Source organism: Streptomyces sp. NBC_00669, from assembly GCF_036226785.1.
Classification (GTDB): domain Bacteria; phylum Actinomycetota; class Actinomycetes; order Streptomycetales; family Streptomycetaceae; genus Actinacidiphila.
In genome coordinates this window covers 1,343,837-1,357,746 of record NZ_CP109018.1, presented here as the reverse complement: position 1 = coordinate 1,357,746, position 13,910 = coordinate 1,343,837, and the positions used below count along the sequence as shown (strand labels likewise).

The window sequence follows — 13,910 nt, the reverse complement described above, 5'->3', positions numbered from 1 at the left end:
CTTGTCCGTGCCGGGGTGAGCGGGGGCCGGAAAGCCTCTCAGCCGGACCGGCCCAGGGTCACGGTGCGGGACCCGGGTGTGAAGTTGCCGAAGGACTGCTGCCAGGACTCGCCGGGCCAGTGGTACGTCACGCGGCCTTCGGCGGGCCGGTAGTGGGCGGTGTAGAGCGTTCTGGACCCTTGGTCGTCGACGGATCGGTACAGCGGCGGCTTCAGCATCGCGGCCACGTCCGCACCCGCGGCGCGAATGGCGCGCAGCCGCTCCTGCGTCCGCAAGGCCCGCTCCTGTTCGTCGGTCACCGGCAGGTGCTGGTGATTGGCGGCGCAGGCGTCGGGCGCCACCATCGGTGACATGTCCGGCCCCACGAACACCGTCACCGCCTTCACGGCATCGAGGAGGGTGAGGTTCTGCGGGACGGCGATCGGCAAGGACCGCAGCCTGTCGACCGCCTCATCGACGGTGTCGCACGTCTCCAGCAGGTAGCGCACCACGATGAGAACGGCGAAGCCGCGTCCGTAGACGGAACGTCCGCCCCAAGTGAGCGAGACCGCGAGACCGGCGTCGTTCATCCCGTCCAGCAAGCCCCACAGCACGTCCTGCATCCCGATCACGGGGCGCAGGAAGCAGGAGGAGACGATGGTCCCCTCGCACTGGTCGGGCGGCAGGTCGTAGTTGCGCAGCAGAGTGCCGTTCCGGCCGATCTGGGTGCAGGACTGGGTGAACGGCCGCAGCGCCGCGTGGGTGAGGAAGGCTTCCGCGTCGGGCCGGTCGAGTTGGCCGGCCAGGCGGTCCAGCACCGGGACCAGTTCCGGCATGTGCGCACGGAAGAGCGTCCCAACGCGGTCCGCGCCCTGCGGAGTCCGGCCCTCCGCGGTCAGCAGGCCCGCCATCTCCCGCCACAGGGCCCGGGCGTGGGCGGCCCACCGCCCGTCGCCGCCGTCGCCGACCGCTATCGCCTGGAAGGTCTTGTGCTGTTGCCGCACGGCTGCCGCTCCCCTGGGAGAATCCGACGAGGTGAGGGCAACCTAGTCAATTGCGGGGTGAATCACCAGGCGCACGATCGCGTCGATCAGGGAGCCGGACCCGGTGGTGCGGTCGGCGGTGACCACGCTGAGGACCGGGCGTGCCCTCCCGACCCACGCCGCACCGCGCGCCTACTGACCGCCGCGCTCGGCGAGGTCCTGGAGGAACTTCGGCACCCGGCCGGCGCCGAAGTCGTAGTAGCGGGCCCAGGTCGGGGTGATCGCGATGCGCGCCATCCGGTCGTACAGGTCACGGCAGTTCTGCTCGAACTGCGCGGCGGCCTCGGCGTCCATGCTCTTGCGGGCCGCGGCGAGGTACTCCTCGACCACGCCGTCGACGATACGGACGTCCACCCGTCCGCGTACCGACAGGGCCCGGGCCTGGTCCGGGGTGCCGCCCGCGTCGACGGCCAGGGCGACGGTCGGATGGGCTTGCAGCGCCGCGACCTTGGGCGCCGAGGCGGCCGTGGAGATCACGAACTGCTCGCCGGTCCAGTAGATGCCGACCAGGACCACCCGAGGCGTGCCGTCCTTCGCGGTGTAGGCGAGGTGGCCCGAGGAGGCCGCGTCGAGCAGTTCCGCCGCGTCGGCCAGTTCGGTGTCGATGGCGTGCTGATCCATCACGGCGTCCTTCCGGTCAGACGCGGCGCCACTCGCCGCGCTCGTACCAGGGACGGTACTGATCCCCCGTTCTCGACATCGGCCCCGACGCACCGGGGGCGGTCCGCCACGCCATGCGGGGAACCGCGGTCCCGGGCGCGGGACGGTCGGGCGCTGTCAGGCGGTGTCGGTCGGGGAGGCGGTGGGGGTGGGGCCGCCGCCGGGAGCGCCCTCGCCGTCGTTGGTGGCGGCGGGGTCCACGGCCATGGTGAGGTAGCCGACGACGCCGCGCTGGATGTGCCGGGGGTCGTAGACGAGCTTGAGCAGTCCGCCCTCGGTGCCGGTGCCCGGGTAGATGCTGTCCTGGTCGAGAGTGACCCGCGTGACGGTGTTCGCCGAGTAGGGGGTCACACCCGTGGTCGCGGTGACCGCGCTCTCGGCGAAGTAGAACTGCCCGGTGTGGCAGGTGCGGCCACCGGTGTACGCGGTGGACGTGCGGGTGCCGCCGGTGTGCACCTTGGTGTGGACGTGGACGGCACGACCGGAGTACCAGCCCGGGAAGACCGTCCGGAAGGTGACGAAGCCCTGGTGGTCGGTCATCTGGATGCCGCGCAGCCAGGTGAGGTCGTCCGTCGGGGTGGCGTGCCCACCGCCACCACCGCCGGGCGGAGGCGTGCCGGTGGGCGGCGGGTCGGTCGGAGGCGTGCCCCCGCCGCCACCCCCGCCGTTGCCGGTCCGGGTGTAGCCGGAGTAGACCCCGGAGGCGTCGCAGTGCCAGATCTCCACGGCCGAGTCGCGCAGCGGCTCGCAGGTCGACGCGTCCACTGCGCGCAGGACCAGCAGCAGGGGGATGCCGGTGCGGTCCTCGACGACGTTCTTCCGGAAGAGTTCGTAGTCGAGGTAGTAGGGCCCCTCGATCTGCTCGCTGGTCAACTGCATGCACGCGGTGGTGGCCAGCGCCTTCGCCTTCGCGGCCGCCACGGCCGCCGAACCGCCGGACGCGGACCGGTCGGCGGCGTACGCGGTGGCACCGAGGCCGGTGAGCGCGACGGCACCCGCGCCACCGAGAGCGAGCGCACGGCGGCGGGTCAGTGCCTGGGAGACGACGGCGTTGTCGGGTTCGTCGTGGCTTCGTTTGGTCATTGCGCGAGGCTAGAAAGCCGTCCTGTGACCGCCATATGAAACAACCGTCCAGATCCGGCCAGTTCCGCAGCCGGTTCCCGGAGCCGGTTTCCAGGGTTCCAGAGTCGGTTCCGGAGCCGGTTCCGGGCCCGGACGAGGGAGGGCGGGGCCGTACGCTGGTGCCGTGCATCTGTGCTTCGTCTGCAGCGGGAACATCTGCCGGTCGCCGTCCGCCGCGCTGGTGGTCGCCGAACACCTGCGCCGGGAGGGCCTGGAGGACCGGGTTCGGGTCACGAGCGCGGGCATCGGGCCCTGGCACGCCGGCGACCCGATCGACCCGCGCGCCGGGGAGGTGCTGGAGCGGCACGGCTACCCCGTGGACCACGTCGCCGCGCAGGTGGGCGCGGAACACCTGGACGCGGACCTGTTCCTGGCGATGGACTGCGGCCACGAGAGGGCGCTGCGCAAGCTGGTCGACGACCCGTCGCGGGTGCGGATGCTGCGGTCGTTCGACCCGGCGGCGACCGGTGGCCCGGACGGGCTGGACGTGCCGGACCCGTACTACGGCGGCCCCGACGGCTTCGAAGAGGTGCTGGACATGATCGAGGCGTCGACCCCCGGCCTGCTCGCGTGGGTGCGCGAGCGCCTCGACGCGTGAGGGCCGGCGCGTGAGGCGCAAAAAGCGAGGGCCGGCGTGAGGCGCGGCGCGTGAGCCGGGACGACCCCGAGTCCGCCCGGGCCGCGGCGGCACGGCTGACCGGGCAGCCGGTGACCGGCGGGCGCGGCGGTTCCGGCGCGCTCACCGAACTGCTGCTCGGCGACGGCACCGTGGTGCTGGCCAAACGCGGTGCCGGCCCCGGGGCGGCCCGCGCGGAAGCGGCCGGGCTGCGCTGGCTCGCCGACACGGGCACGGTGCGCGTGCCGGCCGTCCGGGGCGCCGACGACGCGTGGCTGGTCATCGACCTGGTCCCGACCGGCCCGCCCGGTGCCGGGGCCGCGGACCGGTTCGGCCGCGACCTCGCGGCCCTGCACGCCGCCGGCGCCCCCGCGTTCGGCGCCCCGCCGCCCGGCGGCCCCGAGGACGCGTACATCGGCACCGCGCCGATGCGCGACGTGACCGGTCCCGACTGGCCGCGCTGGTACGCCGAGCACCGCGTGCTGCCCTACCTGCGGCTCGCCGTCGACCGCGGCACGCTGCGGCCTGCCGAAGCGGCCGTCGTGGAACGCGTCTGCGACCGGCTGCCCGACCTCGCGGGGCCCGCCGAGTCGCCCGCCCGGCTGCACGGCGACCTGTGGAGCGGCAACGTCCTGTGGGGCGCCGACGGCGACACCTGGCTGATCGATCCCGCCGCGCACGGCGGCCACCGCGAGACGGACCTGGCGATGCTGCGGCTCTTCGGCTGCCCGCACCTGGAACGCGTGCTGGCCGCCTACGACGAGGCCGCGCCGCTGTCCGCCGGCTGGCGCTCCCGGGTCCCCCTCCACCAGCTCTTCCCGCTCCTGGTCCACACGGTGCTCTTCGGCCGCGGCTACGGCGAACAGGCCCTGACGGCGGCCCGGTCGGCGCTGTCGGCGCTGTCGGCCTGAGCCTTGCCGGGGGTGGGCCCTGCCTTGCGTGGTGGGCCCTGCCTGGTCGGGGTGAGCCGCCGCCGGAGGAGCGGTCAGCTGTCGGGCGGGCCGTACCCGTCGCGGTCGAACGCCTCCGCCGCCTGCGCGATCAGGTCGCGTGCCTCCGCCCCGTAGACCGCCGACCGCCGCAGCAGGCCGAACGCCTTGCGGAACACCGCGAGCCGGGCCGGATCGGTGATCGTCTCGGAGCCCCGGAAACCCTCCACCTCCGCGCGGCGGTCGTCGAAGAGGGCGAAGCCGTCACCGGGGTGGACGTGGCGGCGGGCGCGGGCGGGGATGACCCCGAGCGTGAGCCCGGGAAGCACGGTGGCTCCCGCGAGGTGTTCCAACTGCTCGCGCATCACGCCGGCTCCGCCGATGTTCGTCAGCAGAGCCTGCTCGCCGAGCAGGACATGGAAGGTGCGGCCGTCGCGTCCGATGTACGCCGCGCGGGCGGTCCGTGCGGCGACCCCGGCCTCGATGTCGTCGGGGATCTCGTGGAAGTCGACGACCAACCGGAGCATCGCGGTGGCGTAGGCGGGCGTCTGGAGGTTCCCCCAGACGACGTCGGGGGAGTACCCGACGTAGTCCCGGGTGTTCCTGACCAGGTCGAGGAAACTCTCCTGCACGGGGCCGGTTCCTTGCCGGAGCAGGGCCTGCCAGGAGCCGTCCTGGTGCTCCGAGCGCTCCGGACCGTAGCGCTCCGGACCGTGCGAGTCGTTCGCCGAAGAGGGCCGCATACGGGCGATCGTGGCATCGTGGGGGCCGCCGTGTCCGCGAAACGGCCGCGACGGAGGGGGCGCGCGGAGGGCTCCCGGGTGCGGGTTCGGGGCGTGCGGCGGGCGTGGGGCAGACTCGTCGGCAGGGTCGGGTGCGGAGAACCGGGTGCAGAGAACCGGGTGAAGAGAAGGCGGGCGAGGGATGAGCGGCGGGATGTGGGCGGCTGTGGCCGCGGTGGCGGCGCTGGCGCTGGTCGCCGCGCTGATCGACGGCCGGGCGAGGTCGCGGCGTCCGCCGCGGCGCACCCGGCGGCGCCCGCCGCGGGGCCCGCAGCCGCGCGCCGGTACGGGCCCCAAGTCGCCTTCCGGGCAAGGGAGTCGGGGCGCCGACCGGGTGCCGCGCAGGGGCGAGGTGTGGTGGGCGGAGGTGCCCTTCGAGGACGGGCCCGGGTCCAAGGACCGGCCCTGCCTGGTACTGACGGTGCGGGGGACCTCCGCGCGGGTCGCCAAGATCACCACGAAGCGGCACGGCGAACTCCCCGGCGTGCTGGCGCTGCCCGCGGGCACGGTGGACGACGCGGCGGGCCGGCAGAGCTACTTGGAGACCGGCGAGCTGCGGGACGTCCCGCTGCCGGCGTTCCGCCGCCATGCCGGCGCGGTGGACGCCGGGTTCATGAAGAAGCTCAAGCTGCGCTGAGGAGTTGCGCTGAGGAGCCGGGGCGCCGGTCGTGTCGTGATCCCGCCGTGATCCCGCCGTGGTCCCGCCGGTGGCCGCGCCGCCGTCCGGTCCGCGGCGCGGCACGCGGGGCGCGTACTGCCGTCCGCAGCGCGCGCGGCCGTAGAGTGCGGGCATGTACACCACTCGGGTGGCCGGTCATGTGAACGCGCCGCGCGCGGACGTCTACGCGGCGCTGGTCGACGCGGAGGCGCTGGCGAAGTGGCGGGTGCCGGACGGCATGCGCAGCGAGGTGCACGCGTTCGACGCCCGCGAGGGGGGCGCGTTCCGGATCTCGCTCACCTATGACGCGCCCGCCGCGAGCGGCAAGTCCGAGGCGCGCACGGACACGTACCACGGCCGGTTCGTGCGGCTCGTGCCCGGCGAGGAAGTGGTGGAGGAGTTCGAGTTCGAGACGGGCGAGGCCCGCTTCCACGGTGTGATGAGGATGACGACCACGCTGACCGACGCGGGTGCGGGCGCCGACGGGCGCGGCGGCACCGAGGTGCTGGTCGTGCACGAGGGCATCCCCGACGGTGTGCCCGCCACCGACAACGAGACCGGCACGCGGATGGCGCTGGCGAACCTCGCCGCACTCGTGGAGGCCGACCCCGGCTGACGGCCCGGGGACGTACCCGGGGAACTGCGTGCGGCCCCGCGGAGTCCGTGATCATGGAGGGGCGGCGGGACGCCGGGCGCGGGTCGCGCGCGGGCGGCGCCCGGGGGACGGAAGACCGCGGGGGACACATGGTGACGAACTACGCCTCGGGCGTGCCCGATCGCCGCAACACCGAGCTGGCGCTGCTGCTCCTCGCCGTCGCGATCCCGCTCTTCGCCTACGTCGACACCGGACTGGCCCTGCACGGCGAGGTGCCCTCCGGGCTGCTGAGCTACGGTCTCGGCCTCGGACTGCTGGCGGGCCTCGGGCATCTGGTGGTGCGCAGGTTCGCCCGGTACGCGGACCCGTTGCTGCTGCCGATCGCGACGCTGCTCAACGGCCTCGGCCTGGTGATCATCTGGCGGCTCGACCAGTCGAAGCGGCTGCGGGCCGACCCCGGTTTCGTGGCGGACACGCCCCGTCAACTGCTCTACTCCGCGATGGGGCTGGCGCTGTTCGGCACGGTGCTGGTGGTCCTGAGAGACCACCGCAAGCTCCAGCGGTACACGTACATCTCGATGGCCGGCGCGCTGGCGCTGCTGCTCCTGCCGCTGGTGCCCGGGCTCGGGGTCGACGTGTACGGGGCGCGGATCTGGGTCGCGGTGGCCGGGTTCAGCTTCCAGCCCGCGGAGTTCGCGAAGATCGTGATCGCGGTCTTCTTCGCCGGCTACCTGGTGCTGAAACGGGACGCGCTGGCGCTGGCGGGCCGCCGCTTCGCCGGACTTGCGCTGCCGCGCGGCCGGGACCTGGGGCCGATCCTCGCGGTGTGGGCGGTGTCGATCCTGATCCTGGTCTTCGAGACGGACCTGGGCACCTCGCTGCTGTTCTTCGGCATGTTCGTGGTGATGCTCTACATCGCCACCGAGCGCACCAGCTGGATCGTCTTCGGCCTGCTGATGGCGGCGGGCGGCGCGGTGGGCGTCGACTCCTTCGAGCCGCACGTCCAGCAGCGGGTGCAGGCGTGGCTGCACCCCATGGGCGAGTACCTGAAGAGCCGGCAGGGCCTGGCCGGCCACTCCGAGCAGTCCATGCAGGCGCTGTGGGCGTTCGGCTCGGGCGGCCTGATCGGCACCGGCCTGGGGCAGGGCAACTCCGACCTGATCGGCTTCGCCGCGAACTCCGACTTCATCCTGGCCACCGTGGGCGAGGAACTGGGCCTGGCCGGCGTGGTGGCGCTGCTGCTGCTCTACGCGCTGATCGTCGAGCGCGGCATGCGGACCGCGCTCGCCACCCGCGACCCGTTCGGCAAGCTGCTCGCCGGCGGGCTGTCGGCCGCGTTCGCGCTCCAGGTCTTCGTCGTGGCGGGCGGCGTCATGGGCCTCATCCCGCTGACCGGCATGACGCTGCCGTTCGTCGCGTACGGCGGGTCGTCCGTGACCGCGAACTGGGCGCTGGTCGGCATCCTGATCCGGATCAGCGACACCGCGCGCCGCCCGGAGGTGGCCGTGGACGACGCGGAGTGGTGACCCCCGTTCCTCGTTTCCCGTCCCCCGTCCCCGACCGCTGCGGCGCCGTCCCGGTCGCCGACCCCCGCGGCCCCGACCCCCGCGGCCCCGACCGCCGCGGCCCCGACCCCCGCGGCCTCGGCTCGCCCGCCCGGGCACCGCGCAGGGCACACCCGGTGTGCGGGTGGTCGCGGGGCGGGAGGTAACGTCATTTCGTGCTTCGCGTCGTGTTCACCCGCCGCTGGATTCTGCTGACCATCCTGTTCGTGGCCCTGATACTGGTCATGGGCCGGTTGGGCCTGTGGCAGTACCACCGCTACGAGCAGACCAAGCGCAGCAACCACAAGATCTCGCTGGCCCAGCACGCCAAGCCGGTCCCGATCCAGACGCTGTCCCGTCCGGGCGCGAACCTGCCCGGCAGCGAGCGCTACCGGCCGGTGACCGCCACCGGGCAGTACGACCCCGCGCACCAGTTCGTGGTCCGGCGCCGCACCAACGCCGACGGCGACCAGGGCTTCTTCCTGATCACCCCGCTGATCATCTCCAACGGTGACGCGGTGCTGGTCAACCGGGGCTGGGTCGCGCCCGCCGACGACACCGCGGCGTTCCCCGCGGTGCCGAGGACGCCCACCGGGACGGTCACCCTCACCGGGCGGCTCCAACTGGACGAAACCACCCGTATCAGTGGTATTCGGAACGTCGGTGGTCTGCCGCCCCGCCAGTTCATGCTGATCAACAGCACCGAGCAGACGAAGAAGCTGTCCAAGTCGGTGCTCAGCGGCTACCTGGAACTCGTGAAGACCAGCCCGCCGCTCACCAAGGGCCAGTCCGCCGAGCAGATCGGCGCGCCGGGCAGCGACAGCTCGGGCACCGACATGGCGGTCGTCGGCCAGGGCGTCCACCTGCCCTACGCGATCCAGTGGTGGCTGTTCGCCCTCATGGTGCCGGTCGGCTGGTGGATTCTGCTGCGCCAGGAGCTGAAGGAGCGGCGCAAGAAGGCCGCCGCCCCGGCCGCGGCGGCGCCCCCCGCGCCGCGCGGGCCCGAGCCCGAGGGCACGGCCGGCGCGGACGTCAAGGCCGAGGCGGACGTCACGGCCGACGCGGGGTCCGAAGCCGCCACCCGGAGCTGACCGGCGCGGCCCGCGCGTCCTTCTCGTCGTCGCGGCGGCGGTCCGCAGCCGTCCGGTAGGCGAAGCGCGGCAGCAGCGACTGGGCGGTCGGGCCGATCGCCACCGCGTACAGCACGGTGCCCGGCCCGACGCTCCCGCCGAGCAGCACGCCCACGGCGAGGACGGTGACCTCCATCAGGGTGCGGACGAAGCGGATCGAGCGGCTGGTGGCGGCCGAGGTGCCGGTCATCAGCCCGTCCCGCGGGCCCGGCCCGAGCCGTGCGCCGACGTAGATCGCGACGGAGAGCCCGTTGAGCAGCACGCCCCCGAGCAGCAGGCCGACCCGGGCCGGCAGCCCGGGGTGCGGGGGCAGGAGCGCGAGGCCGAGGTCGGAGGAGAACGACAGGACCACGATGTTCGCGACCGTGCCGAACGTCGGCCGCTGCCGCAGCGGAATCCACAGCAGCAGCACGAACGCCCCGACCAGCCCGTTGACCGTGCCGAAGCTCAGCGAGGTGTGCCGCTGCACCCCCTCGTAGAGCACGCTCCACGGATTGACGCCGAGCGAGGCCCGGACCATGGCGGACAGCCCGAACCCGTACAGGGCCAGGCCGACCAGCAGTTGGGGCAGGCGGCGGCGGGGGGCCAGGCGGAGGGGGAGGTAGCCGAGCGGCGGCAGCGGGGCGCGGGTCCGGGGCGCGGGTGCCGGTACCGGTGCCGGTGCCGGTGTGGTCGCGGGTACGGGGGTCGGTGGGGCGGGGTGGCGCGGGGTGCCGACGCCGGGGCCCGGGACGTCACCGTGCACGAGCGGACCGCCGGTCGGGTACGGGCGCGGGGCCGCCGGGAGCCGCGTGCAGCAGGCGGCCCTCGGGGTAGGTGAGCGCGGCGGCGGGGAGGGCGGCAGGGCGGCCGCTGTGGACGACGCGCAGGGTGCCGGCGGCGGGGGAGCCGGGTGCGGGGCGGGCGCCGATCCTGCGCATCGCCTGGGCGGCGACCGCGTCCGCGGTGCCGTACAGGACGACGGGCGGCCGGCCGGGGTGCCGTAGGGCCGCACCAACCTGTTCGGCGACCAGTTCGTAATGGGTGCACCCCAGGACGACAGCCCTTACATTGGTCGGGGTGCGCGCGGCGGCAGCGGCGATCGCCCGCTCGACGGCTTCCCCGTCCGCCCGTTCCACCGCGTCGGACAGCCCGGCGCACGGCACTTCGGTGACGCGCACCCCGGCCGCGAACTCGTCGATCAGCGCGCGCTGGTAGCGGCTGCCGGTGGTCGCGGGGGTGGCCCACACCGCGACCGGCCCGCCGCCCGCGGCGGCCGGCTTGACCGCGGGGACGGTGCCGATCACCGGCAGCCGGGGCTCGAACCGGGCGCGCAGCGCGGGCAGGGCGTGCACGGTGGCGGTGTTGCAGGCCACGATCAGCGCGTCCGGGCCGTACGCGGCCGCGGCCCCGGCGACGGCCAGCGCGCGCTCCGCGAGGTCGGCGGGGGTACGCGGCCCCCACGGCATGCCGTCGGGGTCCGAGGCCAGCACGAGGTCGGCGTCGGGACGAAGCCGGCGCATGGCGGCCGCGGCGGCGAGCAGCCCGATCCCGGCGTCCATGAGGGCGATCCGCACCGGGCGGTCGGCGGGGTCGGCGTGGTCGGCGCGGTCCGCGGGCGCCGGGGTGCGGCGGGCGGCCGTATGCCCTTCGGGCGGGGGTCCGTTGGTCGCGGTTGCCGTCGTGGTCGCCGTCGCGGTCGACGTCACCGTCACCTTCGCGGTGCCGGGGACGGCGTCCTGTGCCGTGCCGAGGTCGTCGGGGTCCTGCATGCGGTCGCCTCCTGGGGGTCCGGTCGGGTCGAGCGGGATCGGGTCGGTCCGCGTGGGCCCGCCACGAGACGGCCTCGCCCTCGCTGGACGGTGGCCGCGGGGGAGCGCCGGACCTCACGGGCCCCGCCCGGTCCGCCGGCGAGGCCACCGCAGGCGATTCTGTACAGTGATTGGCCTGGATCACATGGCCAATCGGGAGGAAATGGTATGGCCGGCCCGCAGCCGTCCCGACCCGTGGAGGGCGCGCCGCACGGCGGCCGGACCCTGGGCAGCCGGCAACTCGCCGCGATGCTGCCCGACCCGTCCGGCGCCCGGCCCGCCTACCGCCACCTCGCCCGCGCCATCGGCACGTTGATCCTCGACGGGCGGATCGCCCTGCACGTCAGGCTCCCGGCCGAACGCGAACTGGCCGCCGCCCTCGGCACCAGCCGCGCCACCGTCACCGCCGTGTACGACCTGCTGCGCGCGAGCGGCCACGCGCACAGCCGGCAGGGCGCGGGCACCTGGACCGCGCTGCCCGAGGGCCGCACCCCCCGCGGCGTCACCCGCGCGCTCGGGCTCCCCGACACCGCGATCGACCTGGCCAGGGCCTCCCTCGGGCTGCCCGAGCGGACCCTCGCGGACGCACTCGCCCGGGTCGCCCCGCGGGTGGCCGAGCACGCCCGTACCCCCGGCTACCATCCCTACGGCCTGCCGGAGTTGCGCGTCGCCGTCGCCGAACGCTTCACCCGGCGGGGACTGGCGACCGTGCCGGACCAGATCCTGGTGACCTCCGGCGCCCAGCACGCCCTCACCCTGGTGCTCGGCCTGCTGTCCGCGCCCGGCGACCGGATCGCGGTCGAGAACCCCTCCTACCCCAACGCCCTGGAGGCGATGCGCCGCGCCCGGCTGCGCACCGTCCCCGTGCCGGTGGCCGACACCGGCTGGGACGCCGGCATCGTGGAGTCCACGCTGCGCCAGGCGGTGCCCCAACTGGCCTACCTGATCCCCGACTTCCACAACCCGACCGGATGCCTCATGCCCGACGGCGAGCGGGCCCGTATCCTGCGCGCCGCCCAGCACGCCGGCACCTGGCTGGTCGTCGACGAGACGCTCACCGAACTCGCCCTGGACGTCCCCGCGCCCGCGCCGTTCGCCTCGCACGCGCCGCCCGGCGGCACCGGGCAGGTCATCACCGTCGGGTCGATGAGCAAGACGCACTGGGCCGGGCTGCGGGTCGGCTGGCTGCGCGCGCCCTCGCGGCTGGTCACCGAACTCGCCGCGCAGCGCGTCGCCTCCGACATGGGTGGCTCGGTGCTCGACCAGCTCCTCGCGCTCGACCTGCTGTCCGGCGCGGACGGCGGACCGCCGCCGGACCGGCTGACCCGGCTGCGCGGGCAGCGCGCCGCCCTCACCGCCGCCCTGGCCGAACACCTGCCGCGGTGGACCTGGCAACTGCCGCCCGGCGGGCTGTCGTTGTGGGTCGACCTCGGCGAACCCGTCGCCTCCGCCCTGGCCGAACGCGTCCTCGACTACGGCGTACGGATCGAGGGCGGCGCGTACTTCGCCACCGACCCCGGCATCTTCGAGCAGCGGCTGCGGATTCCCTACACCGCGGAGCCCGACACCCTGCGGGAAGCGGTGCAGCGGATGGCGACCGCGCTCGCCGACGGGCTCCCGCCCTCCGCCGCGACCCGCCGCCCGCACTGGGTCGCCTGACCCGCCGCTTGCCCCTTGCCGCTTGCCCGTTGCCCCTTGCCGCGTGCCGCTCGCGCCTTCCGTCCGGCGCCCGGGCGTGGCGGCTACCGGGGCCCGAGCCCTGTCCGCCCGTCGAGCAGCTCGCGCACGACGTCGAGATGGCCGGCGTGGCGCGCGGTCTCCTCGATCATGTGCAGGACGATCCAGCGCAGGTCGGTGACCTCGTCCTCCTGAGCGCCGGGGTGCCGGCCCCGCGGCGGCGTCGAGAGCGGGGCGGCGGCGAGGACGGCGTCGGAGCGCCGGCACTGCTCACGGTAGAAGGCGAAGACCACGTCCGGCGGCCGGGGTGTCGTCAACGGAGCGGGGTCGTCGGGCCAGTCCAGCGGCTCGGCCGCGCCGGTGGCGACCTCCTGGAACCAGTGCCGCTCCGCGTACCCCAGGTGCTCCACGAGCCCGAGCGGGGTCCACCCGGAGGGCAGCAGCGATGCGGTCAGGGCCTCGGCGTCGAGGCCGTCGACCACCGCGAGCACGCAGGCGCGCTGCGCCGCGAGGAACCCCAGCAACGACGTCTTCTCGCCGTCTTCCTTCTCCACCGTCTCGATACTCATGCGCCGATGCTGCCAGCAGCCACCGACAACCCGTGCCGGTGCCCGCCGCCCCGCGCAGGCAGCAGGGCGGCCTATCGGGGCGGGGCGAAGTCCACTTCGGACGCGGGCAGCACCCGGATGCTCCGTCCGGGGAACCCGAGGTGCCGGAAGATCTCGTTGTGGTGCGCGATCGACCGCGCCGGCGAGGCGAACGCGCCGCCGTCGGGCCGTACCGACGTCGTGTGCCCGTCGGCGACCACCACCAGGTCGTAGCCGTGGCTGAGCGCCTGCCGCGCCGTGGTGTCCACGCAGATCTCGGTGGCGAACCCGGTGACGACCACCTCGGTGACGCCCCGCTCCTTCAGCACCCTGTCGAGATCGGTGCCGAGAAAGCTGTCCGGGCTCGTCTTGTGCACCACCGACTCGCCCTCGCCCGGAGCCAGTCGGGCCACCACCCGCCAGCCCTCCGTCCCGGCCGTCATCCCGCCGCCCTGGTCCTGGATCGTCACGACCGGAACCCCGGCGACCCCGGCGCGCTCGCGCAGCCCGGCGATCACGGCGACGGTCTCCGCGGCCCGATAGGCGATCTCCATCGGATCGTTCTGCATGTCGATGACGAGGAGCGCGGAAGCGTGTGGCATGGGCTCACGGTAGCGGCCTCCTCCGGAATCCCGCCTTGGGTTTACGGTCGGGCGACGGGCGGGCCGAGCCGGGGGACCGTATGGCACGAGCCGCGGTTCGGGCGGCGGGTCCGGGCCGGGGTCGTGCCGCGGTTCCCGATCGTCTGGGGGTGCCTGTTCACGGCCTCTGCCGTGCTGGTCGCCGTGGCGGGCCACT

At 74.5% G+C, this 13,910-nt stretch carries 15 protein-coding genes; 7 read left to right on the top strand and 8 right to left on the bottom strand.

Translation table 11 applies throughout. The features are described from left to right. Nucleotides 1-38 precede the first annotated feature (38 nt). From OG896_RS05400 to OG896_RS05390, 3 genes are all read right to left on the bottom strand, one after another. Nucleotides 39-983 carry a C45 family peptidase gene (locus tag OG896_RS05400; RefSeq protein WP_329362888.1) on the bottom strand — a complete coding sequence of 315 codons (945 nt, stop codon included), beginning with the start codon at nt 981-983 and terminating at the stop codon, nt 39-41. 171 nt (nt 984-1,154) lie between these two features. Beyond that, nucleotides 1,155-1,643: a pyridoxamine 5'-phosphate oxidase family protein gene (locus OG896_RS05395; protein WP_329362886.1), complete on the bottom strand. Its 489-nt coding sequence runs from the start codon at nt 1,641-1,643 to the stop codon at nt 1,155-1,157. A gap of 156 nt (nt 1,644-1,799) precedes the next feature. Continuing rightward, nucleotides 1,800-2,765 (bottom strand): intradiol ring-cleavage dioxygenase, encoded by a 966-nt coding sequence (locus OG896_RS05390; protein ID WP_329362884.1) that lies wholly within the window; start codon nt 2,763-2,765, stop codon nt 1,800-1,802. A 163-nt stretch (nt 2,766-2,928) separates the two neighbouring features. Here OG896_RS05390 and OG896_RS05385 point away from each other — a divergent pair, with 163 nt between their 5' ends. Beyond that, nucleotides 2,929-3,402, top strand: coding sequence for a low molecular weight protein-tyrosine-phosphatase (locus OG896_RS05385; protein WP_329362882.1), 474 nt, complete (start codon nt 2,929-2,931; stop codon nt 3,400-3,402). A 50-nt stretch (nt 3,403-3,452) separates the two neighbouring features. Then, entirely contained in the window at nt 3,453-4,331 is an 879-nt protein-coding gene (locus tag OG896_RS05380; RefSeq protein WP_329362880.1) for a fructosamine kinase family protein, read from the top strand. Nucleotides 4,332-4,405: 74 nt separating this feature from the next. Here OG896_RS05380 and OG896_RS05375 read toward each other — a convergent pair whose 3' ends face one another. Beyond that, a complete protein-coding gene (locus OG896_RS05375) occupies nt 4,406-5,092 on the bottom strand; it encodes a DUF5753 domain-containing protein (RefSeq protein ID WP_329362878.1) in 687 nt (228 codons plus the stop codon). Nucleotides 5,093-5,273: 181 nt separating this feature from the next. Between OG896_RS05375 and OG896_RS05370 the strand changes: the two genes are divergently transcribed. From OG896_RS05370 to OG896_RS05355, 4 genes are all read left to right on the top strand, one after another. Continuing rightward, nucleotides 5,274-5,768 carry a type II toxin-antitoxin system PemK/MazF family toxin gene (locus tag OG896_RS05370; protein ID WP_329362876.1) on the top strand — a complete coding sequence of 165 codons (495 nt, stop codon included), beginning with the start codon at nt 5,274-5,276 and terminating at the stop codon, nt 5,766-5,768. Nucleotides 5,769-5,922: 154 nt separating this feature from the next. Further along, nucleotides 5,923-6,405 (top strand): SRPBCC domain-containing protein, encoded by a 483-nt coding sequence (locus OG896_RS05365; RefSeq protein WP_329362874.1) that lies wholly within the window; start codon nt 5,923-5,925, stop codon nt 6,403-6,405. A 128-nt stretch (nt 6,406-6,533) separates the two neighbouring features. Then, nucleotides 6,534-7,910 carry an FtsW/RodA/SpoVE family cell cycle protein gene (locus OG896_RS05360; RefSeq protein WP_329362872.1) on the top strand — a complete coding sequence of 459 codons (1,377 nt, stop codon included), beginning with the start codon at nt 6,534-6,536 and terminating at the stop codon, nt 7,908-7,910. Nucleotides 7,911-8,104: 194 nt separating this feature from the next. After that, a complete protein-coding gene (locus OG896_RS05355; RefSeq protein ID WP_329362870.1) occupies nt 8,105-9,019 on the top strand; it encodes an SURF1 family cytochrome oxidase biogenesis protein in 915 nt (304 codons plus the stop codon). Here the strand turns inward: OG896_RS05355 and yczE are convergent. Continuing rightward, nucleotides 8,979-9,803 carry a membrane protein YczE gene (gene yczE / locus OG896_RS05350; RefSeq protein ID WP_329362869.1) on the bottom strand — a complete coding sequence of 275 codons (825 nt, stop codon included), beginning with the start codon at nt 9,801-9,803 and terminating at the stop codon, nt 8,979-8,981. The two genes, OG896_RS05355 and yczE, sit on opposite strands and share 41 nt — an antisense overlap. After that, nucleotides 9,793-10,614, bottom strand: coding sequence for a glutamate racemase (locus OG896_RS05345; RefSeq protein WP_329373724.1), 822 nt, complete (start codon nt 10,612-10,614; stop codon nt 9,793-9,795). Before OG896_RS05345 ends, yczE begins: the two co-directional genes overlap by 11 nt. A gap of 402 nt (nt 10,615-11,016) precedes the next feature. On the opposite strand from OG896_RS05345, the gene yczR reads away from it, so the two are divergent. Next, complete coding sequence (yczR, locus tag OG896_RS05340) at nt 11,017-12,507, top strand: MocR-like transcription factor YczR (RefSeq protein ID WP_329362868.1); 1,491 nt, start codon at nt 11,017-11,019, stop codon at nt 12,505-12,507. An 83-nt stretch (nt 12,508-12,590) separates the two neighbouring features. Here yczR and OG896_RS05335 read toward each other — a convergent pair whose 3' ends face one another. Then, nucleotides 12,591-13,094, bottom strand: coding sequence for a DinB family protein (locus OG896_RS05335; protein ID WP_329362866.1), 504 nt, complete (start codon nt 13,092-13,094; stop codon nt 12,591-12,593). 71 nt (nt 13,095-13,165) lie between these two features. Next, complete coding sequence (locus OG896_RS05330; RefSeq protein WP_329362865.1) at nt 13,166-13,714, bottom strand: cysteine hydrolase family protein; 549 nt, start codon at nt 13,712-13,714, stop codon at nt 13,166-13,168. Nucleotides 13,715-13,910 lie beyond the last annotated feature (196 nt).